The sequence below is a fragment of the Parapedobacter koreensis genome, from assembly GCF_900109365.1.
GTDB classification, from domain to species: domain Bacteria; phylum Bacteroidota; class Bacteroidia; order Sphingobacteriales; family Sphingobacteriaceae; genus Parapedobacter; species Parapedobacter koreensis.
Map to the genome: position 1 here is coordinate 514,905 of NZ_FNZR01000002.1, position 26,406 is coordinate 541,310.

Consider the following 26,406-nt stretch of genomic DNA (forward strand, 5'->3'; position numbering starts at 1 on the left):
GCCGTGATGGAGGACACCGGACAATTGCTTGCTCATTTTTTCCGGGAACACTCGGGCAGGATGATAGCGTCCCTCGCCCGGGTGTTTGGCATAGCCCAGTTGGATAATATCCTTGATGCCGTGCAGGACACTTTTGAAACCGCCGTGTCGCATTGGCGTTACCATGGGATGCCCGCAGATCCACCGGCCTGGCTATTGCGCGTGGCGCGCAATAAGCTCGTCAACACCATCAAACGGTCTGCCCGGCAAGTCCCATTGAAAGACGTCCATATGGCACAAGTATCCACTGCGGATGGCGATCCTTTTTTTTCGATCGGGGACGGGACGGCCACAGACAGCCAAGTACAACTGTTGGTGGCTTGCTGCCATCCCGCACTCGGCGAACGTGACCGTATCCTCATCACCCTGCATATCTTATGTGGTTTCGGGGTTCCCGAGCTGGCTAATGCCCTGCGAATGAATAATGAAGCTGTCAAGAAAGCCTTGCAACGTAGCAAAGCTGCACTATTGCGCAGAAACATCCAGTTGGATCCGCAAGCTGCAAAACGGGCAACCCGGCAATCGGCTACCGTCTGCACCATCCTTTACTTGATGTTCAATGAGGGATATAAGGCCACGCGCGACGAAAAAGGTATCAATACCGACCTCTGCTATGAAGCGATGCGCCTTGCAAAGCTCCTGTGCCCTATTGCTCCTCCTTCGGCAGAAGTAAATGCGTTGCTGGCATTAATGTTTTTCAATGCCGCCCGTTTTCCTGCACGGCTGATGGTTTATGGTGATTGGATTCCATTGGCCGAACAGGATCGGACGCTATGGGATCGGCAGCTGCTTGCCGAGGGATTTCATTACCTGGAATGTGCGAAGCAAAGCGATTTCGCAGGCAAATACTACCTTGAAGCCTTAATTGCGTCGCTGCATTGCACGGCAAAGTATTTTGAGGAAACCGATTGGGGAATTATTCTTAGCCTGTATCGCCTATTGGAAGATCTTGAACCATCTACGTTGATCCAACTCAACCGGCTGGTTGCGGAAAGTTATGCCTGCGGGCCCTTCGCCGTCATTGCCGAACTGGAGGCTATTACGCCTGATGAGCGTCCGGGCACGGCATTTCTCCTGCAAATGGTGAAAGCACACGTATATGAACGTATAGGTAGTAGCGAACAGGCAAACAACGCTTACAGTGCAGCACTTCCATTAGCACAAAACCCCCTGGACATCAAGTTTATCCGAAAACGGATGCGCGCATTATGACGATTACAGCCGTTCATGCAATTGTGCGGGCAACCATCGGTAGAGCCAGGCGATAAAGCGCCAACGCCTGGTGACATATACCACTTTCCGGCGTTTGTGCATCCCGTGGTAAATCTGCCCGGCAGCTTTGGACAGCGGTGCTACCCAGAAACGCATGGGCGACTTGGCCGATGGGGTATCCACGAAACCGGGACAGATGTCCGTAACGGTAATGGATGCCCGCTCCTTATGGGCCTTTTGCCGTAATCCTTGCAGGTAGGTGATTTGATAAGACTTTGTTGCACTATAAGCCGGTGCTTGCCTACTGCCCCGAATACCTGCAATGGACGTGATGGCTACCAAGTGGCCAAATCCTTGGCGCTTGAAATAGTTGAATGCCCAGTCGGCCAGCTGTGTAAAGGCAAAGACATTCAGGTTTATCATTTTGCGTTCAACCTCAAAATCAAGTGCCTCATTGACATCTCCCCCGCCCGCACTGATGACGACCGCATCAACACCACCCATCGCCTTGGCAAGGGTTTCCAGGTGAGCAATACAGGTATTAGCCTCCGTGACATCAAAAGCATGTACGCGATAGCGATCCGGCCGCGTCGCCGCTAAATCGTGCAACAGCGCCTCCCGCCGACCCGCGATGCCTACAATGCTACCCGCTGATGCCAACGTGTCGGCCAATGCACGGCCTATCCCCGAAGAGGCACCTATAACCATTATTTTTTTCTCATTCATCGTCTCAGCTGCGCTAAAAAACGGTTCAATATAGCAACAGAAAATCAAAGTATCAGTAAAAGAAGCTTAAAATAGTATATTCGACCGATGAACACCATGTATTTTTCGTTGACAAAAATCCTAATACCAAGCTTTATTTTCCTTAGCGGGGGTTTTACCGTACTTGCACAGCCCACCGCCTTACCCGCAGAAGACATAAAACGAGCTATCGAAGCCATGCTTCCCGAAGGCGAAATGACGGCAGCTATCGCAGACAACATGAAATATAAACTGACCTTATCCATCGCAAGCGATGGAACCAAAATCTGGTTTTACACCTACGACAGTTCTTCCCCGCAACCTTCAATGCTGGATTTGACTTCCATTAATCTCGAAAAAAACGTGGTTATCATCGGTGGTTTGGAATTGGTTTATGCGGGCAAAGTAATCGTAACCGATGACAAAAACAACTTGCAAAGCAAATGGCAAGGCCACTGCTGGTCTTTTGAGGAACATGATGGGCGGGATAGTCGACGCTATAGGTTTACCCTTGGCAGGCTCGATCGAAGTGGCCAGACATACCTGCACATCCAAATAAAAGAAATAGAAAACGGGGAAAGGAAGCGATGGTTGGACTATCCACTGCTTTTTTGAAGATGCATTGAAATTTGCAATGTGCAGGATATTTTATCCTGCACATATGCAAGTGTTAGTGACACTAAATAACGCATGGGGCGTTCCCAATACTCCATGCATCTCATGCAAGAAAAAGAACGCTTGGGATGATCGTATGCAAGTTAGAGAAGACAGCTTGGATAGGCAATACCTATTTTGGTGTATTTTTTTGATCAAATTATTTTTGATTCTGTATATTTTTTAATATTATTGTGATATCAATATAATATCAAAAAAACAACCATGATACACGAAAAAAACACGACTGCAATTTCGGGATACTTGTCCTTCTTCATTCTCCTATCCGCCCTCGGCTTGGTTGCTTATGGAATTTACAGCCAAGTGATTTGGCTCATTGCAGTAGGCATTGTGCTTGCATTGATCATGTTGAAAGGCTGGCTTATTGTCAATCCCAATGAATCTGCTGCACTGATTTTGTTTGGCAGCTACCAGGGCACGGTGCGAAAAGACGGTTTTTTCTGGGTGAATCCGTTTGTCGTGAAACGAACGGTATCGTTAAAGGCTCGAAATCTTGATGGCCAGAAAATCAAAGTAAACGACAAGCTGGGCAATCCGATCGAAATCGCCGCTGTAGTGGTTTGGCAGGTACGTGACACCGCCAAAGCATTATTTGCTGTAGACGATTATACCAAATATGTGCAAATACAGAGCGAGGCCGCTGTTCGGCACTTAGCGAACCAATTTGCTTATGATAATTTTGAGGATGAAGACGCTGTAATCACCCTCAAAGATGGGGCACAGCAGGTCAGTGGCATATTGGAAAAAGAGCTGAATGAACGACTCGCGATGGCCGGGATTGATGTGATTGAGGCCCGGATCACCCATTTGGCTTATGCACCGGAAATCGCCAGTGCCATGCTCCAGCGCCAGCAGGCCACCGCTGTAGTTTCTGCGCGGAGGCAAATCGTAGACGGTGCCGTAGGTATGGTAGAAATGGCGTTGGAAAAACTGTCGCAAAAAGACATCGTACAGCTCGATGAGGAACGAAAGGCTGCCATGGTAAGCAACCTGTTGGTGGTCTTGTGCGGTGAACGGAATGTTGCTCCGATAGTCAACGCAGGCACCTTGTATCATTAATGGTATCTTTGCGTTTCATCATCATAAACAGGGATTTTTTTTAATGGCTGATAAAGCGGATAAAAAGGCATTTGCACTTCGCATACATGCAGAGATGCTGAAAGCACTAGAAGAATGGGCAGCAGAAGAATTCAGAAGCACCAATGGCCAAATTGAATTCCTGCTTGCCCAAGCTTTGGCACATCGGAAGCGTACAAAAAAGGAAAAAAAGTAAACACGGCGCATACCGCTCGTGCCCCTATCCTTTTGATCGGGCTAATAAAAACACGGTGGAGACTACGAGCATGCTGCCTACCCAATCGGACAGCGTAAACGAAACACCGAGCCAAAATACGGCAATGATGGCAGCGGAAAGTGGCTCTGCGGCAGCCAATAGGCTTGTCTTTTGAGCACCAATGAGTTTCACGGCAGTGAGGTACCCATAGAAGGCAATGGCACTCCCGAATACAATAATAAATGCGAAATTGAGATACGTATATTTGTCCCAACTACCCACTACCTGCCAAGGTGGATGTACGATGGCAAGGGCCGTCCCACCGATGAGCATCGCCCATCCGATGACAATGGTGGCGGGGTATCGATTCAGGAGATAGCCAGGCTGGATGCTGTAAAACGCGAGCGCAACAGCCGACGCAATACCCCAGAAAAGTGCCTGATTGGTGATGGCAAGCGTACCATAGCTACCATGGGTCACCAGTAAAAACGTGCCCCCCACGGCGAAAAATACAGCCACATATGCTATTGGTTTCGGCCAGGTGCGCTTTTTTATGGCCAGGTATACTGCAATAATGACGGGACCAGCGTATTGCAGGACAGTAGCCGTGGCCGCATTGGAGTGTTGAATAGCCATGAAATAAGTGTATTGCACAGCCAGCATACCGCATATCCCAAAGAGTACCAACTGCTGCCTATCTCGTCGTTCTCTCCAGATATGCCATACGCCATGCCTCGCTTGCAGGGCAGCCAACACGATTAACAACAAGCCGGAGATGAGCAACCGGACAGTGACCAGCCAACCGGCATCTACGCCGCGATATGCAAATAAAAACTGGCCACAAGCTCCCGATACGCCCCACAGCAGGGCAGCACCAATAGCCAGTAAAAACCCTTTCATTGCTCGGCTTTCATCAGTCTTTAGCCCCAGCCGTCCGCAAATCCGTGGGCATCGAGTACATCCTGAGGCACGCCATCCCACACCCCGGGACGGTTGCCGACATAGCCGATATCCTTCACGCCCAGCTCGCTGGTGAAAAAGCCCGACGCGGTAAGGTTGCGCACTAAGCTGAAGAAGGCCACCCCTTGCAGCATCTCGGGCTGCGCCTTGCCGGGGTAGGCGATATTATCCACGATTGTTAGCTGCTGATCTTCCTTGCAATCAACAAACACACTGCCGTACCGTCGTTGGCATTGTACATCGAGCCATTTTAATCCACCCCGCATCGGTGTCTGGTAGCTGGGGATATCCTTTACCATAAACTCAATGAATGCTGGCACATCCGCATCCGTAGCACTTCCCGAAACGTCATCAGCCGGAATGATGATGTCTGCCAGCACAGCAATGGTGGCTAGCTCATGCTCGGTAAAAAATTGTTCATTGGCCAATTGCTGGTTGCGTTCATGCTCAAATTCCTGCACACCTGGAAGCTTCTCGCCGCCTGTTGCTGCTGCTTTGTCCGCTTTTGTCTCCGGGCCACAGGAATCAAACAACAGCGCCCCGCCTGCTGCGGCAAGGCCCAATGCTTTAAGGGAATCTCTTCTGTTCACGTTATTATCCTTAATGTGGTTATCAAATATTCAGTTTGTTGCGCTGTTCCAATATATATTCTGCCGTGCGCATCGACAGTGCAAGGATTGTCCAGGTCAGGTTCTTATCCCCCTGTTGTACGAATGGTCCCGCATCCACCACGAAGAGGTTTTGGCAATCATGGGCCTGGCACCATTTGTTCAGCACGGATGTTTTTGGATCATCGCCCATACGGGTAGTGCCACCTTCATGAATAATTTTTCCCGGCGCTTCCAATCCATAAGACGTTTCCGGGCCAGGCATGGATGAGGTGACGATGGCACCCATCTCGTGCAAGATCTCCTTGAACGTTTCCTGCATGTGTTTGGCCTGCTCTACTTCCTCATTGGCCCATTTGTAATGGAAACGGAGCACAGGAATACCATATTTATCTACCCGGGAAGGATCTATCTCGCAATAATTGTCATGCCTTGCCAATGCTGTACCTCTACCCGCCATGCCTACACTCGCCCCGTAGAATCGGCGGTAATCCGCCTTCAATGAAGTTCCGTATCCGCCCTGCTCCCGCTGCTGGCCATCCTTGGTCGGCACCAGGTGGTTCACATTGGCTGCCCAGTCCATAAAGCCGTATGATGGCATGCGCATACCACCACCGTATTCGATATGGTACCCACGCGGGAAACTCAGTTTCTTATTGTCTGCCCACCAGGGTGAATAAATGTGCACACTACCTACCCCATCTTCATTGTACCGCTTCCTATCCAGCAGCTGCGGCAGGAAGCCCCCAGCACTTGCGCCCGTGGAATCATGCAGGTAGCGGCCCACCAAGCCCGTACTATTGCCCAGACCACCCGGATGCGCAGCTGATTTGGAATTGAGTAGCAGGCGGGCGCTTTCACAAGCACTTGCACCCAGTATGACAAGCTTGCCCCGTACGGTATACTCCTGCAAATCCTTAGTATCCACGTAGGAAACACCGGTGGCTTGCCCTTCGTCATCCGTAAGTACCTCACGTACCATCGCATTATCCACGACGGTAAGGTTGCCGGTCTTGATGGCGGGTATAACCAAACAGGAAGAAGACGAAAAATCGCCATATACCCGGCATGCCCTGCCACATTGGCCGCAATAGAAACACGTACCCCGTCCTTCCACACCGGGAAGGGCTTCCGTAAGCACCGATCCGCGGCCTGCGATGACCGGCACACCAGCCTTTTGTGCTCCACGTTTGATATACAATTCATTGAGCCTTGGCTTGGGTGGTTTCAGGAAGATGCCATCTGGCTCATTGTGGATGCCTTCCACCGTGCCGTAAATACCAATCATCCGATCGACCCTGTCGTAATAAGGCTTTACTTCATCGTAGGTAATTGGCCATTCGGCCGTCACACCATCCGTAGGCTTGAAATCATCAGGCCCCATCCGCAAGGAAATACGTCCCCAGTGATTGGTACGTCCACCCAGCATCCGGGCCCGGAACCATTCAAATTCCGTACCCGCTGCGCGCGTATAGGGCTCTCCCTCCAATTCCCAGCCACCATAGGCCGCGTCGAAATCCCCGAACGGGCGGACTGTACTTGCCCCGCGGCGGGGGGACTCCCATGGCCACCGCAACTGCAACGTATCTTTTGCCGGATCGAAAAACGGGCCCGCTTCCAACATGAGCACCTTTAGACCCGCATTGGCCAGCACATAACCGGCCATCCCACCACCGGCACCCGACCCAACTACTATCGCATCAAATACCGTGGGATTTTCCTTGATTTGGTAAGAAATCATTATTCTTTGGTTTATATATATTGTTATCGTTTAGTTTGATAGCGCTTGATCCATTGACCAATCGCTATCAATGGCCAAATATAAAATTTTATTAATTACAAACACCAAATAAATAGCTAAAACGATTATGCATAAATAAGTGACATAATTCGGCAAAAAACTGTAAATTCGTTAACTTAAGCAAGTTTCGGATTTTATTGCGCAATCATATTTATGATTTTTGTTACATAAAATCAATAGGATATGAATGACCAGGCAACGATTAATTACCATCGCATCGCGGCAGCGATCGATTATATCAAGCAACATTTCAAAGCGCAACCCACGCTTGGGGAAATCGCCGAGCAGGTGCATGTAAGCCCCTATCATTTCCAACGGTTGTTTTTTGAATGGGCGGGCATAAGTCCAAAAAAGTTCCTGCAATACACCAGCATTGAATATGCGAAACGCTTACTTAAAGAGAAAGCAACGTTGTTTGAAACCGCGCTGGAAACGGGCCTTTCCGGAACAAGCCGTTTGCACGATTTGTTTATCACGATAGAAGGCATGACCCCCGCCGAATACAAAAATGGCGGGCAACGCTTGACCATCCACTACAGCTTTGCCAAAAGCCCCTTTGGTGATTTGATGGTGGCTTCAACTGACAAAGGGATTTGCCACATGGCCTTTCACGATGACGAACGCATAGCTTTAGAAAACTTAAAAAAGAAATTCACCAATGCCACGCTTAGGCATGCGCGGGATCCAGCCCATCAACACGCTTTGGCTATTTTCCAAAACGACTGGACTGATCTCCGCGAAATCAAATTGCATTTGAAAGGCTCTGATTTTCAACTAAAAATATGGGAAACGCTATTGAAAATTCCGATGGGTAGCCTCACCACTTATGGAGCTATTGCCGAAAAAATAGGACACCCTACTGCCTCCAGAGCTGTAGGCACAGCTATCGGAAGCAATCCGGTGGCATACCTGATTCCCTGTCATCGGGTTATTCAATCTACGGGAGCACTGGGCGGCTATATGTGGGGAAATACCCGGAAGACGGCCATCGTCGGCTGGGAAAATGCGCAAGTTGATTTGCCAGGTCAACGAATATATTCACCAAATTAAACCTATCACATGGATACTTTATTATCAAAATTATCAACCATTGACTGGCTGCAGGCAGCCGAAACCATGCACCAAAAGGGATTTGCACTGATTCCCGGCATCTTAGACGATTCCCAATGCGAGGCGCTGAAAAAAAACTACATCAATGACGACGGGTATCGAAAAACGGTCGTCATGGAACGACACCAGTATGGCCTGGGCGAATACAAGTATTTTGACTATCCATTGCCACCTGTCATCCAAACATTACGGGAAACAACATATCCACACCTGGCAGCTATTGCCAACCAATGGATGCAAGCATTAAATAGCGGAGTCGCCTTTCCGGCCACACACGAGGAATTATTAGCGCAATGCCAAGCCAATGGCCAACGAAAAGCCACAGTGCTGATTCTGAAATACGGCAAGGGAGGATTCAATGCCCTGCACCAAGATTTATACGGATCAGTATACTTCCCCATCCAGGTAGTTCTATTTCTGAGCGAGCCAAACAGCGATTATACAGGCGGTGAATTTGTATTGATCGAACAAGTGCCCCGCGCGCAATCAAAAGCGAGGGTCCTGCTACCGAATAAGGGCGATATGTTGGTTTTCACCACCAATTTCAGGCCTGCGAAGGGAAAAAACAGGTACTACCGCGTAAATGTGAAACATGGTGTGAGCGAAGTCCATGAAGGAGAACGGTATACGTTGGGCATTATCTTTCATGACGCGCTAAGTTGAATGAATGGAATTTAAAAAAATGGATTTATTCAATATTGAAATAGACGAGACGAAAAATCTATTGCCGAAGGATGGCATCGTCAATTACTACGGTAGCTTGCTACTACCCGCCGTAGCTGACCACTATTTAACGTCCTTGCTGACTACGATTCCGTGGAAACCGGATGAAGCTGTCATTTTCGGTAAACACTACCTAACCAAAAGAAAAATTGCCTGGTTTGCCAATATCCCTTATGCATATACGTATTCCAACATCACTAAGCGAGCACTTCCATGGACGCCGGAATTGGTGGAATTGAAGAAATTGGTGGAAGAGAAAACAGGGGAACACTTCAATTCCTGCTTGCTGAATCTTTATCCTACCGGCAATGAGGGCATGGCCTGGCACAGCGATGGTGAAAAAGATTTAAAGAAAAACGGAGCGATTGCTTCGCTAAGCCTCGGAGCGGAACGGAAGTTTTCCTTCCGCCATAAACAAACCAAAGAAACAGTTTCGTTCTTGCTCCCCCACGGCAGCTTATTGGTGATGAAAGGCACCACGCAAACCCATTGGCTGCACCGGTTGCCGCCGACCACCCGCGTGAAGCTTCCACGGGTGAACCTGACCTTCAGGACGATAACCAATTAAGGTTAGTTGGCCTTCAGGAATTCCGCCAGCTTGGCCACGGCAACGGAGCGGTGGCTGATGGCATTTTTTTCATCGGCCGTCATCTGGGCGAATGTCCTGTCATAACCATTAGGGATAAATAAGGGATCATATCCGAAACCGCCAATCCCCTGTCGACTATGGCCAATTTTACCTTCCACGGCACCTTCAAAAAAGTATTCATTCCCGGCAATTTGCAAGGAAATGACCGTTCGGAAACGGGCCTTGCGGTTTTGGTGGTCGCCCAGCCGCTGCAGCAGCAGGTCGATATTCTTCTCCATGTCCCGCGTACCTGCATAACGCGCGGAATACACACCCGGCTCATTGCCCAGCGCCTCTACTTCGAGGCCGGAGTCATCGGCAAAGCAATCGTAGCCGTATTTGGTATACAGGTAGGTGCTTTTTTGTGAAGCATTCGCTTCGAACGTATCACCCGTTTCGGGGATATCGTCAGTACAGCCAATATCGGCAAGCGTCAGGATACGAAAGCCTTGACCTACAATAGCCTGTACCTCTTCCAGCTTATGGGCATTATTCGTAGCAAACACCAACTGAATCATGTGAGTAGCGTCTTTATTGTCGTCCAGAAAAGGCGCTTTTTTTCTGGACTGGTAAGCATTTCATCGAATGTGCATGTGTGAAAAATGGTGATGCCATGATGTTCTGCCATGGGTGCAGACGGCGAAATGTCCAGCCCTATCGATTGCACAGAAACGCCGAGGCCTACTATCACTTTTGGCCTAAAGAAAGAAAGGACATCCGCTTTCCCGGGGATTGCGACCAGTGCGCCCACATTCAACACGGCCACATCATCCGGTGTGAGCTTTAGTGCCGCTATGGTTTTTGTAAACGCCTCCAATGCAGCGGCAGACATCCACTCATGTTGTTTCTCTTGGGTCAAAAACAGGTAATTGCGCTTGTTCTTGCCATAAAAAACAAACTGCGGTACCTGCTCCTGCTTGCCAACAGCTTCTTTCTCCGGTTGCCCGGTGCCTGATGTGTCCATCGCGCCCTCCGCAATGCCAAAGACCGTTTCGCTCATCAAATAACGGAGTGCTATGGGATCGGAAGTATTGAGCTTAAACATGGCAAAAACCGTAATCTTATTGTCCCAATATCCAAGCGAATACCAACGGTGCCACAATGGTCGCATCGGATTCAATAATATACTTAGGTGTATGGATATCCAACTTCCCCCATGTAATCTTCTCATTGGGCACGGCACCGGAATAGGAGCCATACGACGTCGTGGAATCCGAAATCTGGCAGAAATAGCTCCAGAAAGGGATGTTTTCCATTTCCATATCCTGATAAAGCATAGGTACTACACAGATAGGAAAATCACCTGCGATTCCCCCGCCGATTTGGAAAAACCCTACGCCTTTGCCCTCGGAGTTCTTGACATACCAATCGGCCAAGTAGGCCATGTATTCAATGCCGCTTTTCATCGTGGAGGCTTTTAGCTCGCCCTTAATGACGTAGGAGGCAAAGATGTTGCCCATCGTGCTATCCTCCCAGCCGGGCACCACGATAGGAAGGTTCTTCTCGGCCGCTGCCAGCATCCACGAATTTTTTGGATCGATCTCGTAATACTGCTCCAACACACCACTATTCAACAATTTATACATAAACTCATGTGGGAAGTAGCGTTCTCCGGCTTGTTCTGTATCCTTCCATATTTTGTAGATGTGCTGTTGGATACGACGGAAGGCTTCCTCCTCTGGGATACAGGTATCCGTCACCCGGTTATAGTGGTTCTCAAGCAGTTCCCATTCATCCTGCGGACTCAGATCGCGGTAGTGCGGTACGCGTTTATAATGTGAATGAGCAACCAGATTCATGATGTCCTCTTCAAGGTTAGCTCCTGTGCAGCTGATGATGGTCACTTTGTCCTGACGGATCATTTCAGCAAGTGAGATACCCAATTCGGCGGTACTCATGGCTCCGGCCAACGTAATCATCATTTTTCCTCCGGCATCCAAATGTGCCTCGTAACCTTTAGCTGCATCCACCAATGCCGCAGCATTGAAATGCAGGTAATTTTTCTCGATAAACTGGGATATAGGGCCTCTTGTTTTGCTCATCTCTTCTTTACACTTGGTTTTGTTGGCAAAGGTACGGTTTTAAGGTCACACATCCCAACGCTCACACGCATTCAGGAAAGCATCATCGACATCTGCACCAATGCCCGGTAAATCGGGCAGGGAGATGTGATAGCCATTGAATTGCACCCCGCCCACGATCGGATCTTCCAAGTGACCGAGCAGGCAAGTATCCAGGTCGAAAAACCGCACATTAGATGCCGCACAAGCGAAATGTGCCTTGGCCGATAGCGCCAAGCGGCTTTCCAGCATACCACCAATCATACAGGGGATCCCATACTGTCCTGCTGCTTGCTGCATGCGCATGGCTTCAGCAATGCCACCGGCTTTGGAAAATTTGATATTGATGTAATCGCAAGCCTGCTGCGAGGCCAGGCGAATCGCATCCCGATGATCATAACAGCTTTCGTCAGCCATGATAGGGATACGTGTCTCTTTTCGCAACTGCGGCAACAGGTGATCGTGGTAACTGCGCATGGGTTGCTCGCAAAACTGGACATCCATTTCTTGCAAGCCCTGTAAGGCCCTTATGGCCTCTTCATACGTCCAGCCTTGGTTGGCATCTATCCGTATCGGAATTGCATAGCCGACAGCATCGCGGATGGATTTCAGCCGTACAAGGTCTGCTTCCGGTGCCTTGCCAAGTTTCACTTTAAGTACTTCCGCACCCCGTTCTTTAAATGCCAGTGCTTTTGCAGCCATTTCTTCGGCACTGCCAATACCTACGGTGATATCGGTGACGATATCACGGATGCCGCCTCCCAAAAACTGGTATAACGGCATGCCTGCATGCTTGGCTGCCAAATCATGCAATGCCATATCAAAGGCACTTTTGATCGTCGTATTCCTGGCAATGAATGCGTCAAGCTCAGCCAGCCTATCGCCAATGGCCAGCGGATCTTTGCCTTTCCACAATCGTGCAAACTCGCGCGCGATCACCAAACACGTATCTTGTGTTTCGCCTACAATCATCGGAAAGGCTGAGCATTCGCCGGTACCGAAGGCTCCGCTATCCACATACACCCTGATAAGGGTGTTTTGTGCATAATCCACGGCTCCCGTAGCAATCACAAATGGCTCCATGGGAATACTAAAACGGTAAATTTCGATATGGGTTATCTTCATTTTTTTATTAATTTTATTGTTGGATTGCCTTGGGATTCGAAGTTAACATTTTTAACGTAGCAGGACAATGGATAGCCGCAACCGAGCCAGCTCCATTTGATTGCAAAATTGATAAATAGAATATAACAGTTTTAGCAATTTACTAAAAATACACACAAATAATAGGTAATTATTAATAAACAAAATAAAAATTTGAAAATAATTTAATTATCCGCAAAATAATTACTAATTTAGCAAATTGAATACGCTAACTAAATAGAATGACTGATAAATTGAGACAACAGGAGGGGCTTTATCAATCTGATTTTGAGCACGATGCATGCGGCGTGGGATTTATTGCCAATCTCAAAGGCAACAAAACACACAAGCAAGTAAGGGACGCATTGACCATGCTGGAAAACATGGAACATCGCGGTGCATGCGGTTGCGATCCTGAAAGTGGCGACGGTGCAGGAATCATGATCCAGTTACCCCATGAATTTCTTTGGGAAGAATGCATATCGCTTGGTATCCAACTGAGCGAGCCAGGCTATTACGGTACCGGCATGACCTTCTTACCCAAGGATGCGGAGGCAAACCGCATATGCAGGGAGATCATCCAACGTGCAGCGGAAGACAGGGGAATGAAATTTCTCGGATTCAGACGCGTGCCCGTCAATGCGGAGGGCATTGGCAGTACAGCGTTGAGTGTGGAACCGGAAATCGTCCAGTTTTTTGTTGCGCGCCCGGCGGGGGTAACCAATACCACGGATTTTGAGCGGAAACTTTTTGTACTACGCCGCCTTATCGCAAAAATGGTACGGGAAACGGAAGCGCTTACCGAAGAGCCATATATTGCTTCCCTATCCTGCAGGGTGATCATCTATAAAGGCCAATTGACCACATATCAAGTAGGCACCTATTTTCCCGATCTCTCGGATGAGCGGGTGGTATCTGCCTTTGGATTGATACATTCCCGCTTTTCTACCAATACCTTCCCTTCATGGCAATTGGCTCAGCCCTTCCGGATGCTGGCGCACAATGGGGAAATTAATACGTTGACCGGAAACCTGAATTGGTTTTATGCTGGCCTGCGCTCCTTGTCTTCCCCTTATTTTACGGAAGACGAAATGCAGATTTTGCTACCCGTAGTGGATGGCCACCAGTCGGACTCAGCTTGTTTGGACAACGTAGCGGAACTCCTCCTGCACAGCGGACGCGGCATCGCGCACGCCATGCTGATGATGGTTCCCGAAGCGTGGGATGGGAATACGCAAATGGATCCCCTCAAAAAGGCATTCTATGAATACCATGCCACGCTGATGGAACCTTGGGACGGGCCTGCTGCACTTTGCTTTACGGATGGTACGATCATCGGTGCCATGCTGGATCGGAATGGCTTACGTCCCTTGCGTTTTGCCATTACCTCAGACGATCGCGTGATTGTGGCATCAGAGGCAGGGGCATTGCCGGTAGATGAAAGTATCATTGTCAAAAAAGGGCGCCAGCAGCCCGGCAAGATCCTGCTTATTGATATGGAAAAAGGAGAAATCCTATCCGACGAACAAGTAAAGGACGAGCTTGCCCGCAAACAGCCCTACGGTGATTGGCTAAATCAATATAAAATCCGTATGGAGGAACTCGCCGAACCGCGGGTGACATTTACCTACTTATCCAAGGAATCCGTATTTAAGTATCAGCAGATATTCGGTTACTCCCGGGAGGACGTGGAAGGCATTCTCACGCCCATGGCATTGGATGGCAAGGAGCCTGTAGGCTCCATGGGGACTGATGTGCCGTTGGCAGTGCTTTCTAACCATCCCCAGCATCTTTCAAGCTATTTCAAGCAGTTCTTTGCCCAGGTAACCAACCCACCCATCGATCCCATACGCGAACGGTTGGTCATGAGTCTTGCCACGTTTATCGGCAACAATGGAAATATTCTCGACGAGGATAAGATGCATTGCCATTGCGTGGCGCTGGATCACCCCATACTTACCAGCAGAGAACTCGAAAAATTGCGCAGTATTGATACCGGCATATTCCAGGCTAAAACCTTGCAATGTTATTTCAATGCTACCGGAGAGCCCGGGGCGCTTGAAGACGGGCTGAATCGGCTCTGCCGCTATGCAGAGGACGCCGTGAAAGACGGCTTTGAGGTGATTATCCTTTCTGACCGCGCTATTGATTCACAGCACGCAGCCATTCCCTCGCTTTTAGCGGTATCTGCTGTGCATCACCACCTCATCAAGACGGGCCACCGCGGCGCTGTAGGCTTGGTAGTAGAGGGGGGGGATGTGTGGGAAGTGCACCACTTTGCTTGTCTACTGGCATTTGGCGCTACGGCTATCAATCCCTATATGGCCCTTGCAACCATCCGTACGCTTAAAGAGCAGAAGATGTTGGATACCGAACTCAGCTGGCCTCAATTGGCGAAAAATTATGTCAAAGCGGTATGTGGCGGATTGCTGAAAATTTTCTCCAAGATGGGCATCTCTACCCTCCAATCCTACCATGGCGCACAGATTTTCGAGGTACTCGGCCTCAACAAAGACGTGGTGGACAATTATTTCTGTGGGGCCGTGTCCCGCATTGGTGGCTTGGATCTGGATGATATCGCCCGCGAGGTGCTAAGCAAACACAACCGTGGGTTTACCAGCTCACGAAACGCCAAGGAACTACTGCCTGAAGGAGGCATATACCAATGGAAAAGGCGGGGCGAAGCGCACCTATTCAACCCACAAACCGTGCACTTGCTGCAACAGGCGTGCCGCACGGGCGACTATGAAACCTACAAGAAGTATGCGGCACTCATCAATAACCAACAAGAGCGCATGTATACCCTGCGCGGTTTGCTGGATTTTGCAAGACACCGTACGCCTATCTCCGTCAATGAGGTGGAATCTGCGGAAAATATCATGAAACGTTTTGCGACCGGTGCCATGTCCTTTGGTTCCATATCGCATGAGGCCCATAGCACGTTGGCTATTGCCATGAACCGCATCGGCGGCAAAAGCAATACCGGCGAGGGCGGTGAGGACGAAATACGTTTTAAGCCACTGCCTAACGGTGATTCCATGCGGTCTGCCATCAAGCAGGTGGCTTCAGGCCGATTTGGCGTCACTTCCAACTACCTCACGCAAGCTGATGAATTGCAAATCAAAATGGCGCAGGGCGCAAAACCTGGTGAAGGGGGGCAACTGCCCGGCCATAAGGTGGATGACTGGATAGCTCGCGTAAGGCACTCCACGCCGGGAGTAGGACTCATCTCCCCCCCACCCCACCACGACATCTATTCGATCGAGGATTTGGCCCAGCTTATTTTTGACCTGAAAAATGCCAACCGCGAAGCGAGAATAAATGTGAAACTGGTCTCGAAGGCTGGCGTAGGCACCATCGCTGCCGGTGTCGCAAAGGCACATGCCGACGTGATTCTTATCGCGGGTTATGACGGCGGAACGGGCGCTTCTCCCATCAGTTCGATCAAACACGCCGGACTACCCTGGGAATTGGGATTGGCCGAGTCACACCAGACGCTGGTCAGGAATGGCCTGCGCAGCCGCGTGGTCCTGCAAACGGATGGGCAACTAAAAACCGGCAGAGACATTGCCATCGCTACGTTATTGGGTGCCGAGGAATGGGGCGTCGCCACTTCCGCGTTGGTAGCAGGCGGCTGCATCATGATGCGCAAATGCCACTTAAACACCTGCCCTGTCGGCGTGGCTACACAGGATCCCGAACTGCGCAAATTATTTACAGGCAAACCGGAGGACATCGTCAACCTGTTTAAATTCCTTGCAGAGGAATTGCGCGAAATCATGGCTGAACTGGGCTTCCGCACCATCAATGAAATGGTAGGCCGGGCGCAGTTTCTCAAAAAGCGGGAAAACGTGGATCACTGGAAGATCAACAAACTTGACCTATCGGGCATCTTGCACGTGGCTCATAGTCGAATGGGTGACACTTTATACCAGACGGAGCAGCAGGACCACGGTTTGGATATGATACTGGATTGGGGGTTGGTAACCCAAGCCCGTAAAGCATTGGAAAACAAAACACCGGTTTTCGGCACATTCCATGTAAAAAACACCGACCGGACAATCGGCACGATGCTGTCTAATGAAGTATCAAAAATATATGGCGGCGAAGGCCTTCCTGACAACACGATCAACTATAAGTTTACCGGCTCTGCCGGCCAGAGCTTTGGTGCCTTCGCGGCTAAAGGGTTGTCGTTTGAGTTGGAAGGTGAAGCCAACGACTATGTGGGCAAGGGACTTTCCGGCGCACAGTTGGCCATTTATCCGCCGCTTGCCAATCCGCGTGTTGCACATGAAAACATCATCATCGGCAACGTGGCCCTCTACGGGGCAACCTCCGGCCACCTCTTTGTTTGTGGCCAGGCCGGTGAGCGTTTTGCTGTACGCAACTCGGGAGCTACAGCCGTGGTAGAAGGTGTGGGCGACCATGGATGTGAGTACATGACCGGGGGCAGGGCCCTCATCCTCGGTGCCACAGGGCGCAACTTTGCCGCTGGCATGAGTGGGGGCATTGCTTGGGTGTATGATCTCGAAGGTACTTTCCGCGACAATTGCAATACCGAAATGGTCGATCTCGACCCACTCGATACCGAGGATGAGACAGCAATCATCGCCCTGCTCAAACGGCATATCCACCTTACTGGAAGCAAGCGAGCCACCCTTGTCCTCCAAAACTGGAAGAACGAACGGGCTTGTTTCATCAAGGTATTCCCACGGGAATACAAGAATGTACTGCGGGCAAAGTTAGTAGAAGCGTAATGAAGATAAAGGCCTTCATGAACAAGGAACAAGGATAGGCAAGTCTTTTGTCTAATGTCTAATATCTAATGTCTTAAAATAACATGGGAAAACCAACCGGATTTAAGGAATTCGAACGGCTCCTTCCAAAGAAGGAGGCCGTTGCAAGCCGGAAAAAAACATATAACGAATTCGTCCATGCCTATAGCGACGACGAATTGAACGACCAAGCAGCACGGTGCATGAACTGCGGTATACCGTTTTGCCATTCGGGCTGCCCACTGGGCAACGTGATCCCCGAGTTTAACGACGCCGTCTATGATGGCAAATGGGAAGAAGCTTACCGGATATTGGTATCCACCAATAACTTCCCTGAATTTACGGGAAGGATATGCCCGGCGCCCTGTGAGTCAGCCTGTGTGCTGGGTATCAACCGCTCGCCAGTGGCCATTGAAGAGATTGAAAAGCATATCATCGAAATTGCTTTCAAACGTGAGTTTGTCAAGGCACGCCCTACGCACCTGAAAACCGGAAAGCGTGTAGCTGTAGTTGGAAGCGGACCCGCAGGCCTCGCCGTCGCTGCGCAATTGATCAAAGTGGGCCATGAGGTGACCGTGTATGAACGTGACGACAAACCAGGCGGATTGCTTCGCTATGGAATACCGGATTTTAAGCTTGAAAAATGGGTAATCGACCGCCGGATAAAAGTCATGGAAGAAGAAGGTGTCATCTTTCGCTGCAATGCTGAGGTAGGCAAAAATGTACCCACTAGCGAACTTCAGGCATATGATGCGGTTGTACTGGCAGGAGGTTCTACCATTCCCCGCAACCTCAACATCCCGGGGCGAGAATTAAAGGGCGTATACTTTGCCATGGAATTCCTGAAACAACAAAACAAGCGGGTGGGTAATTCACCTTTTACGGAAGAAAACGTTTGGGCCACGGACAAACATGTGCTGGTCATTGGTGGTGGTGATACGGGATCAGACTGTGTGGGCACATCCAATCGGCACGGGGCAAAATCGGTCACCCAATTTGAATTAATGCCCCAACCGTCCAAAAACCGTACGGAGGCTATGCCCTGGCCCACCTATCCCATGCTACTTAAAACCACGACGTCGCATGAAGAAGGCTGCAATCGCTTTTGGAGTATCAGTACCAAGGCGTTTATCGGTGACGACAATGGAAACCTCAAAAGTGCCCGTGTGGTCGATCTGGAGTGGGAACGCGACCACCTCGGTCGTCCAGTGAAGTTTGCCGAAGTATCCGGGTCGGAGCGGGAAATCCCGTGCGAGTTGGCTTTATTGGCCATGGGCTTCCTCCATCCCCAACACGATGGGTTACTCCAACAATTGGGTGTCGAATTGGATGAACGAGGCAATGTGCGCGCCCTCGAAGGCGCATACCAAACGTCTGCGGACAAGGTTTTTGTGGCTGGCGACATGAGGCGCGGCCAATCGCTTGTCGTGTGGGCCATCTCCGAAGGCCGTGAGTGCGCACGCAAGGTGGATGAATACCTCATGGGATACTCCGAATTGGAAAGCAAAGACGCGGTATTTGATTATGCCTAAGCCTTTGGGCTTATTTCCCGTTGGCTTTTCCTTTTTGCCAATTGGTACCTGACTACAGGGTAAACGAAAACCGTCCCTAAAATGATAATTGCGCCGGCATAAAAACCGGCGCTCATTTTTTCGCTTTGACCGAAAAACAGCCAAGCAAGCAAGATACCGTAAATTGGTTCCAGGTTGCTGGCAAGCGCCACACGGAATGCGCTGATTTCTTTCATCACCGACACCGCAGCAACATAGGCTCCCGATGTACACACGATGCCTAACAATAGCAGGTAGAGCACATCGGAGCCTGTAGTCTTCAATCCCCCATGAAAGCCTCCGGACAATAACATAAACAAGGAAACCCACAGCCAAGCGCCAAGCATTTCGTAAAAGCTAATGACCGTAGCCTCGTTCTTCTTAATCAGTTTGGAATTGATGGTACCAAATAAAGCAGCGGCCATTGCCGCTGATAAGCCCAAAACTATGCCCTTGACGTACTGGCCTTCAAATTTAAAAATGAGGTAGATGCCAACAATAATGAGTAATCCTACCAGCACTTCCATTTTTGATGTGCGCCGCCTATAAAATAATGGCTCGATGACGGCAGTAAACAACGTGATCGATGACAGACACACCAACGTGACTGATACCGTAGATACTTTAATAGACTCGAAAAAGAGCACCCAGTGCAATCCCACCAATCCGCCGGTAAAGAAAAATTGCATCAGTTCTTTCTGTCCTACGGCGAAGGATTGTCGTTTAAACCAAAAGTAGCAGGCCAATGACACGAACGCAATCAGTACCCGATACCACACGAGATGGATAGCCGAAATCGAAATCAGGTTGCCCAATATGCCGGTAAAGCCCCAAACGACGACCGTGAGATGTAGGATAAACAGGTTGCGGCTGATGGTTAGACTTCCCATGGCAATTATTACAAGTAATTATTTTGGCGCTTTATGCAACAAATAAAAAGCAAGGGTTCCGAAAATCAGATTGGGAATGAAAACCGCAATGATGGGCGGTAATCCCCCCTTTAATGAAAACATGGTCGAAAACTGTATGAAGACAATATAGGTAAAGCTCAGTCCTATGCCGATCCCCAAACTCAGCCCTATCCCGCCACGTACTTTCTTGGACGATAATGCAACCCCCATCAACGTGAGCACGTAAGCAGCCAGGGGCGTGACGAAGCGCTTATATTTTTCCAACAGCAAATCTGTCATCATGCCCGTGCCCCTTATTTTTTCTTTTTCGATGCGGTCGTTCAGCTCCGTCATGTTCATCGCCGTGAAAATATTGTCATATACTTCAAAATCACGCGGCGTCATGTCAAGCAACGTATCCATGCGCGTACCTTTAATCATCTCTTCATCCAACGAATCTATAATACGGACGGTATAATTCTCGATACGCCAATTGTTCTTGATGGAGTCCCACGTAATGCGGTCGGCCATCAGCTTTTCGGTCAGCTCACCGGCATTAAACTTCTCCAACACGAAGTTATACCCTACTTTTCTGTTGTTGTCAAAATTATCGATATAGACATAACTGTTGTCATCAATCTGCATATGAGTAGAACTTTTGGTATTGTTCTCTACGGGTTTTACATATATCCGTTCGAATCCCACTTTCAATTTATTTGTACGCGGGATGATATACACACTGAATACGAAATTGAGTCCAAAAATGATGGTAGCCGCTATCATGTAGGGCCTGATAAACCGATTGAAGCTCAAGCCGCCACTTAAAATCGGAACAATCTCCGTCTGGTCGGCCATTTTTGCCGTGAAAAAGATAACCGCGATAAAGTTGATTAGCGGCGAAAGCATGTTTAAATAAAACGGCACAAAACCCGCATAATACTCAAATACAATCTTAGAAAGCGGTGCCTTATGTTTCATGAAATCATCCAGGCGCTCGGAGATGTCAAACACCACAGCGACCACCGTGAAGATGCCCATGGTAAACACGAACGTGGTCAGGTACTTCCTAATAATATACCTATCAACGATATTAAATGACGTCCGCAACCACTTCACCATTCGCTATAACCTTTCGTCCAATTGTTTTACCATACTGTTTTTCCACACGCGGAAATCACCTGCCACGATATGCGCCCGGGCTTCACCGACTAGCCAGAGGTAAAAATGCAGGTTGTGCAACGAAGCAATTTGTGCACCTAGAATCTCCTGCGAACGGATAAGATGCCTCAAATAAGCCTTGCTATATACCCGATCTGCAAGTAAATCGCTCTCCGCGTCGATTGGTGAGAAATCCCGTTCCCATTTCTTGTTTTTAATATTAATAATGCCACGCCGTGTAAATAACATGCCATTGCGTGCATTCCGGGTAGGCATTACACAGTCAAACATATCAATACCCAGCGCAATATTTTCCAGAATATTAACCGGTGTACCTACACCCATTAAATAACGTGGTTTCTCGACTGGCAGTATATCGCACACCACTTCGGTCATCGCATACATTTCCTCAGCTGGCTCCCCGACGGAAAGCCCCCCTATTGCATTGCCTTCCCGCTCGAAAGCAGCAATTGTCTCAGCAGATTGCTCACGGAGGTCGCGGTATACAGAACCTTGCACAATGGGAAACAGTGCTTGTTCGTAGCCATACAGTGGTTCGGTCGTATCAAACCGATCGCAGCAGCGCCCAAGCCAGCGGTGTGTCATGTCCAACGACCGCTTGGCATACTGGTAATCACAGGGGTAAGGCGTGCATTCATCAAATGCCATGACAATGTCAGCTCCAATGATACGCTGGGTATCCATCACATTTTCTGGCGTAAAGAGGTGTTTGGAACCATCGATATGCGAACGGAATGTCACCCCTTCTTCTTTAATCTTGCGCACTTCGGTAAGCGAATAGACCTGATAACCACCGCTGTCTGTCAAGATGGGTTTTTCCCATCCGTTGAAGCGATGGAGCCCACCGGCACCCTGCAAGATATCCAATCCCGGCCTCAAGTAAAGGTGGTAGGTGTTGCCCAGAATGATTTGGGCCTTGATATCGGCTACCAACTCGTGTTGGTGAACGGCTTTAACCGTACCGGCTGTACCCACAGGCATAAAAATAGGAGTTTCGATAGGGCCGTGAGCCGTCTCAAGTATACCGGCCCGTGCCTTGGATTGTGTGTCTTTTGCCTGGAGGGTAAATTTCATGCTATTTTACGTTGCGCAAACTTAGACAAAATGCCCTGCATATGCAATTTCAAAAAAACCGCTACATAACGCCTGCCTCATCGGGCTAATAGATGCCCGTATGCATGATTTTTCAATTTAACCTGTTATCTTTGGCAACTTAACTTTAGCAACAACTATGGACGTGTGGGGCCAAATAGCCGAAATTGATTTTCTCGTTTTATCAGGAATATGCGTCCTGTTCTTCGTCTTTCAATTGTACTACCTGCTGTTCGTCTATAGCAAGCTAGCTTACTATAAAATCCCTTCTGCGCTGCCTGACATAACCCTTCCACCTTTATCGGTCATTATCAGCGCGCGCAATGAGGAAGAGAATCTACGGCGCAATCTGCCCGCCATTCTTGACCAAGCCTATCCAACATTTGAAGTCATTTTGGTCAATGATTACTCCGAAGACGACACAAAATGGTTATTAAAAGATTTGTGCGCCCAATATAAGCACCTGAAAATGGTGGAAATCGCTGAGCACGTACGTCTCAAACATGGCAAAAAATTCGCATTGTCATTGGGCATTAAAGCAGCCCAGTACGAGCATTTGATCTTTACAGATGCAGACTGTGTACCCCAGTCGGATCAATGGCTTCGGCACATGGCTTGTTCCTTCGACGGTGGAAAAGAAATTGTACTTGGCTATTCGCCTTATCTAAAAAAAACAGGCGTACTGAATGCGTTGATACGCTTTGAAACGTTCCACACCGCGATGAATTATCTTGCTTATGCGCTTAAGGGGAGTGCTTATATGGGCGTAGGACGTAACTTGGGCTATACGAAAAGTTTATTTTTCAGGGGCAAAGGTTTCGCCTCACACATGCATATTTTATCTGGCGATGATGACCTCTTCGTAAACCAAAATGCGACACCGCAAAATACAGCCATCTGTATCCACCCCGAGTCCCATATCTGGAGCGAACCTAAAACCACGCTTTCAGCGTATTATCGGCAGAAAACCCGGCATGTTGGCGCTTCCAAGGCCTATAAGGCGAAGCATCGGCGGATGTTGGCTGCGCAGCTGATCAGCGCATTTCTTTTCTACCTGTCCGCCATCGTCACTGTAGCGGTATTTCCGCAATATTGGTACATCATACTCGGAATTTACCTTTGCAGGATGTTTGTCCAGCTACTTGTGTACTACACCATCATGAAAAAACTCCAGACCAAGGGCCTCATCTGGGCGTTGCCATTGCTGGATATCATATTTTATAGCTACATATGCGTCAACGGGTTCTTTGCATTATTTAGGAAAGAAGTGAAATGGAAGTAACGCTCAATCCAACTGCCGATATTATTTATCGTTATTTTCCGAAACTATCGGACGCGCAACGCCGGCAATTTCAGCAATTGGGCGAGCTGTACCCGTTTTGGAATGCCCAGATTAATGTGGTTTCACGCAAGGATATTGACAGTCTATACCTCCACCACGTGTTACATTCCCTTGGTATTGCCAAGTTTATCAACTTTGTACCCCATACGCGGATATTAGACGTCGGTACGGGCGGTGGTTTCCCTGGTATTCCTTTAGCTATTTTATTCCCGGAAGTCCACTTCCAGTTAGTGGATTCCATCGGCAAAAAAATCAAGGTGGTACGGGAGGTAGCCGCTGCCATTGGGTTGAAAAATGTAGAAGCGGATCATATCCGTGCCGAACAGTTGGATGAAAAATATGATTTCATCGTATCCCGCGCAGTAACGCGGCTAGTCGATTTTTATCCTTGGGTAAGCAATAAATTGTTGAAAAAAGACAAGAATGCAATCCCGAATGGCATCCTTTATTTGAAGGGCGGAAACCTCACCGAAGAAATCAGGGAAGCCCGCCTTAAGGCAGAAGTACATCCGCTTTCAGCTTATTTTGAGGAAGCGTTCTTTGAAACGAAACACCTGGTATATATCCCCGTGTGACGCATCATGTCTTTTTGATTAGCTAACGGTTTTGCAGCAAAGGCAATAACTTCACGGTAACCAGCAATTGCCCAACATGCCGTTGGGTATGTTCCGCTGCGTGAAACAGCAGCCCTATCAATGTTGTAGGTATCCGTTTTCGCCCTAAGTGGCGGGTGTCCGTTAAATCTTTCTCGCCCATTTTCTGTAACCGCGCGATAGCAATGTCCACTTGTTTCCCAAATGCGGACACCAAATCTTCAGCGGTAATTCCAGGTAAGGCCTTCCCCTCTGATTGAAGGTATTCAAATTGCAGTTTGCTCAACGGCTTATCGGCCGCGTACGTAAACATCCGATCGATCACCCCTGTAATGTGCTGCAAATGAAATCCCACAGAGGCTACATCAGCAGGCATTACCCATAGGTGACTGTCGTCAAATCCAGCCATATATCGTCCCATTTCCTCTTTAGCCTGCAATAAGGCATGTGCGACAGGTTGCAATAATGGTGGTACTCCTGGTATCGGGCCCCGCATCCATACTTCGGGTTGTTGTCCAGTCTCCATGTTGAGTTTTTTATCCGTTATAAAGTAGCCGAATATAACACTATTTTTTGCGGAAATCGACGCCTTTTTTGGCTGCTTTTCCGTATATTCGCTGAATCCTATGAGCCTGCTTCATCAAATCGCATTGACTAAAGTGAGTGGTGTTGGTTCGGTACTCGGACGCCACCTTGTTTCCCATTTCGGAGACGCAGAAGCTGTATTTTCAGCAACTAAGAAAGCACTTGTGGCCGTTCCCGGTATCGGTACCCGCTTGGCGGAAACCATTTTGAATGGGAACGCGCTCCAGAACGCGGAAAATGAACTCCGCTTTATAGAAAAGCATCATATTCAAGTCCGCTTTTGGGGTAGCAAAGATTACCCTAAACGCCTTGCCGAATGTTCCGATGCTCCCCTATTACTCTATTATAAAGGGCATGCCGATCTGAATGCCCCACGCATGATTAGCATCGTGGGGACACGCAACGCCACTTCTTATGGAAAGTCCGTTTGCTCCGAATTTATCCAGGCACTTTCATCCTATCATGCGACCATCATCAGCGGATTGGCCTATGGCATAGACAGCTATGCCCACCGTAATGCACTAACATTCGGCTTACCCACCATTGGCGTACTGGGGCATGGTCTCGACCGCATTTATCCAGCTACCAATCGCGAGATGGCAGCCCAAATGCTGGATTACGGGGGCTTGCTTACTGAATTCCCGTCAGGTACTAATCCCGATCGGCAGAATTTCCCGATGCGCAATCGCATCATTGCCGGTCTAGCCGATGTAACTATCGTGGTAGAGGCCGCGACCAAAGGAGGCGCGCTCATCACCGCCGAAATTGCTAATACGTATAACCGCGATGTCTGCGCCTTTCCGGGCAACCTGAACCAGGAGTTTTCGGCCGGATGCAATTACCTCATTAAAACTAACCGGGCACACCTCATCACTGGAGCGAAGGATTTGGAATACCTCATGAATTGGCTTCCCGATACCACGTCAGGCAGTTCCAGGCAACTGGGGTTACCGGTGACCCTCGATGTGCAAGAACAACATGTGTATGACATCATCCGTTCCATGGGCCAAATCGCTATTGATGATTTGTCATTACGGCTCCAATGGCCCCAAAGTAAATTGGCTATCACATTGCTTGAAATGGAGATAAAAGGTGTTGTTGCAGCACTTCCAGGCAAAGTGTATCGAATTACATAATCCACCTGCAAACCAATCGGTTGAATAACAAAAGCAATTTTTATTGTGTATTCTTCCATTTTTTGCTACTTTTGCGGTGGGTAAGTCTTTTACGACCAGCTCCCCGAGAACCCCCCAGGGTGGGAACACAGCAAGGGTATTGGGTTGAGCGGTGCGATAAAAGGAGCTTGCCCATTTTTTATTTATACCCACCTTATTCACCGTATCCCCGTCTTCATCCAGCTAACCGCACCTTACTATTCCAACACAAGAGTATTTGCATATCCACGCAACTTTATCTAAGTTTGC

24 protein-coding genes and 1 other RNA gene are annotated in these 26,406 nt (G+C 48.9%); 13 read left to right on the forward strand and 12 right to left on the reverse strand.

Annotated features, from left to right (window positions below; translation table 11 throughout):
• Positions 1-6: 6 nt before the first annotated feature.
• Entirely contained in the window at positions 7-1,251 is a 1,245-nt protein-coding gene (locus BMW65_RS06465; RefSeq protein ID WP_090603759.1) for an RNA polymerase sigma factor, read from the forward strand.
• Between the two features lie 3 nt (positions 1,252-1,254).
• Here the strand turns inward: BMW65_RS06465 and BMW65_RS06470 are convergent, their stop codons facing one another.
• The gene (locus BMW65_RS06470) at positions 1,255-1,977 is read right to left on the reverse strand and encodes an SDR family NAD(P)-dependent oxidoreductase (RefSeq protein WP_090603760.1); all 723 of its coding nucleotides are present in this window, start codon (positions 1,975-1,977) and stop codon (positions 1,255-1,257) included.
• Between the two features lie 87 nt (positions 1,978-2,064).
• Here BMW65_RS06470 and BMW65_RS06475 point away from each other — a divergent pair, with 87 nt between their 5' ends.
• From BMW65_RS06475 to BMW65_RS06490, 3 genes are all read left to right on the forward strand, one after another.
• A complete protein-coding gene (locus BMW65_RS06475) occupies positions 2,065-2,610 on the forward strand; it encodes a hypothetical protein (RefSeq protein ID WP_090603761.1) in 546 nt (181 codons plus the stop codon).
• A 264-nt stretch (positions 2,611-2,874) separates the two neighbouring features.
• Positions 2,875-3,729 (forward strand): SPFH domain-containing protein, encoded by an 855-nt coding sequence (locus BMW65_RS06485; protein ID WP_090603763.1) that lies wholly within the window; start codon positions 2,875-2,877, stop codon positions 3,727-3,729.
• 43 nt (positions 3,730-3,772) lie between these two features.
• Positions 3,773-3,943 (forward strand): type II toxin-antitoxin system antitoxin, encoded by a 171-nt coding sequence (locus BMW65_RS06490; RefSeq protein ID WP_090603764.1) that lies wholly within the window; start codon positions 3,773-3,775, stop codon positions 3,941-3,943.
• Between the two features lie 24 nt (positions 3,944-3,967).
• On the opposite strand, the gene BMW65_RS06495 is transcribed toward BMW65_RS06490, so the two are convergent.
• The 3 genes from BMW65_RS06495 to BMW65_RS06505 are packed head-to-tail and all read right to left on the reverse strand — an operon-like array spanning position 3,968 to position 7,252.
• On the reverse strand, positions 3,968-4,843 hold the full coding sequence (locus BMW65_RS06495; protein ID WP_090603766.1) for a DMT family transporter: 876 nt from the start codon (positions 4,841-4,843) through the stop codon (positions 3,968-3,970).
• Positions 4,844-4,863: 20 nt separating this feature from the next.
• Positions 4,864-5,493, reverse strand: a complete 630-nt coding sequence (locus BMW65_RS06500) for a gluconate 2-dehydrogenase subunit 3 family protein (protein ID WP_090603768.1) — start codon at positions 5,491-5,493, stop codon at positions 4,864-4,866.
• Positions 5,494-5,515: 22 nt separating this feature from the next.
• Positions 5,516-7,252, reverse strand: coding sequence for a GMC family oxidoreductase (locus BMW65_RS06505; protein ID WP_090603770.1), 1,737 nt, complete (start codon positions 7,250-7,252; stop codon positions 5,516-5,518).
• Between the two features lie 243 nt (positions 7,253-7,495).
• Between BMW65_RS06505 and BMW65_RS06510 the strand changes: the two genes are divergently transcribed.
• From BMW65_RS06510 to BMW65_RS06520, 3 genes are read left to right on the forward strand one after another with little or no spacing between them, the layout of a single operon-like run.
• Positions 7,496-8,362, forward strand: coding sequence for a methylated-DNA--[protein]-cysteine S-methyltransferase (locus BMW65_RS06510; protein WP_090603771.1), 867 nt, complete (start codon positions 7,496-7,498; stop codon positions 8,360-8,362).
• A 9-nt stretch (positions 8,363-8,371) separates the two neighbouring features.
• Positions 8,372-9,085 carry a 2OG-Fe(II) oxygenase gene (locus BMW65_RS06515; RefSeq protein WP_090603773.1) on the forward strand — a complete coding sequence of 238 codons (714 nt, stop codon included), beginning with the start codon at positions 8,372-8,374 and terminating at the stop codon, positions 9,083-9,085.
• A 4-nt stretch (positions 9,086-9,089) separates the two neighbouring features.
• Positions 9,090-9,713 carry an alpha-ketoglutarate-dependent dioxygenase AlkB family protein gene (locus BMW65_RS06520; protein ID WP_317040427.1) on the forward strand — a complete coding sequence of 208 codons (624 nt, stop codon included), beginning with the start codon at positions 9,090-9,092 and terminating at the stop codon, positions 9,711-9,713.
• A 2-nt stretch (positions 9,714-9,715) separates the two neighbouring features.
• On the opposite strand, the gene BMW65_RS06525 is transcribed toward BMW65_RS06520, so the two are convergent.
• From BMW65_RS06525 to BMW65_RS06540, 4 genes are read right to left on the reverse strand one after another with little or no spacing between them, the layout of a single operon-like run.
• On the reverse strand, positions 9,716-10,291 hold the full coding sequence (locus tag BMW65_RS06525) for a non-canonical purine NTP diphosphatase (RefSeq protein WP_090603775.1): 576 nt from the start codon (positions 10,289-10,291) through the stop codon (positions 9,716-9,718).
• Positions 10,288-10,818, reverse strand: a complete 531-nt coding sequence (locus BMW65_RS06530) for a hypothetical protein (protein ID WP_090603776.1) — start codon at positions 10,816-10,818, stop codon at positions 10,288-10,290. Before BMW65_RS06530 ends, BMW65_RS06525 begins: the two co-directional genes overlap by 4 nt.
• Before the next feature lie 16 nt (positions 10,819-10,834).
• Entirely contained in the window at positions 10,835-11,815 is a 981-nt protein-coding gene (locus tag BMW65_RS06535; protein WP_090603778.1) for a deoxyhypusine synthase family protein, read from the reverse strand.
• Positions 11,816-11,860: 45 nt separating this feature from the next.
• Positions 11,861-12,958: a mandelate racemase/muconate lactonizing enzyme family protein gene (locus BMW65_RS06540; protein ID WP_090603780.1), complete on the reverse strand. Its 1,098-nt coding sequence runs from the start codon at positions 12,956-12,958 to the stop codon at positions 11,861-11,863.
• 260 nt (positions 12,959-13,218) lie between these two features.
• Between BMW65_RS06540 and gltB the strand changes: the two genes are divergently transcribed.
• Together gltB and BMW65_RS06550 are read left to right on the forward strand one after the other, a co-directional pair.
• Positions 13,219-17,733 carry a glutamate synthase large subunit gene (gene gltB / locus BMW65_RS06545; protein ID WP_090603782.1) on the forward strand — a complete coding sequence of 1,505 codons (4,515 nt, stop codon included), beginning with the start codon at positions 13,219-13,221 and terminating at the stop codon, positions 17,731-17,733.
• Between the two features lie 83 nt (positions 17,734-17,816).
• Positions 17,817-19,283, forward strand: a complete 1,467-nt coding sequence (locus BMW65_RS06550; protein WP_090603784.1) for a glutamate synthase subunit beta — start codon at positions 17,817-17,819, stop codon at positions 19,281-19,283.
• Here BMW65_RS06550 and BMW65_RS06555 read toward each other — a convergent pair.
• The 3 genes from BMW65_RS06555 to tgt are packed head-to-tail and all read right to left on the reverse strand — an operon-like array spanning position 19,280 to position 22,444.
• Positions 19,280-20,191 (reverse strand): DMT family transporter, encoded by a 912-nt coding sequence (locus BMW65_RS06555; RefSeq protein WP_090603786.1) that lies wholly within the window; start codon positions 20,189-20,191, stop codon positions 19,280-19,282. The two genes, BMW65_RS06550 and BMW65_RS06555, sit on opposite strands and share 4 nt — an antisense overlap.
• 18 nt (positions 20,192-20,209) lie before the next feature.
• Positions 20,210-21,310 carry an LptF/LptG family permease gene (locus BMW65_RS06560; RefSeq protein ID WP_090603788.1) on the reverse strand — a complete coding sequence of 367 codons (1,101 nt, stop codon included), beginning with the start codon at positions 21,308-21,310 and terminating at the stop codon, positions 20,210-20,212.
• A 3-nt stretch (positions 21,311-21,313) separates the two neighbouring features.
• On the reverse strand, positions 21,314-22,444 hold the full coding sequence (gene tgt / locus BMW65_RS06565; RefSeq protein ID WP_090603790.1) for a tRNA guanosine(34) transglycosylase Tgt: 1,131 nt from the start codon (positions 22,442-22,444) through the stop codon (positions 21,314-21,316).
• 157 nt (positions 22,445-22,601) lie between these two features.
• On the opposite strand from tgt, the gene BMW65_RS06570 reads away from it, so the two are divergent.
• Together BMW65_RS06570 and rsmG are read left to right on the forward strand one after the other, a co-directional pair.
• Entirely contained in the window at positions 22,602-23,744 is a 1,143-nt protein-coding gene (locus BMW65_RS06570) for a glycosyltransferase (protein WP_090603792.1), read from the forward strand.
• Positions 23,735-24,379, forward strand: a complete 645-nt coding sequence (gene rsmG, locus BMW65_RS06575) for a 16S rRNA (guanine(527)-N(7))-methyltransferase RsmG (RefSeq protein ID WP_090603794.1) — start codon at positions 23,735-23,737, stop codon at positions 24,377-24,379. The genes BMW65_RS06570 and rsmG overlap by 10 nt, the downstream gene beginning before the upstream one ends.
• Before the next feature lie 22 nt (positions 24,380-24,401).
• Here rsmG and BMW65_RS06580 read toward each other — a convergent pair whose 3' ends face one another.
• Complete coding sequence (locus BMW65_RS06580; protein ID WP_090603796.1) at positions 24,402-24,923, reverse strand: DinB family protein; 522 nt, start codon at positions 24,921-24,923, stop codon at positions 24,402-24,404.
• Between the two features lie 100 nt (positions 24,924-25,023).
• On the opposite strand from BMW65_RS06580, the gene dprA reads away from it, so the two are divergent.
• Positions 25,024-26,118 (forward strand): DNA-processing protein DprA, encoded by a 1,095-nt coding sequence (gene dprA / locus BMW65_RS06585; RefSeq protein WP_090603798.1) that lies wholly within the window; start codon positions 25,024-25,026, stop codon positions 26,116-26,118.
• Positions 26,119-26,196: 78 nt separating this feature from the next.
• Positions 26,197-26,294, forward strand: an RNA gene (gene ffs, locus BMW65_RS06590) — signal recognition particle sRNA small type.
• The last annotated feature ends 112 nt before the right edge of the window (positions 26,295-26,406 follow it).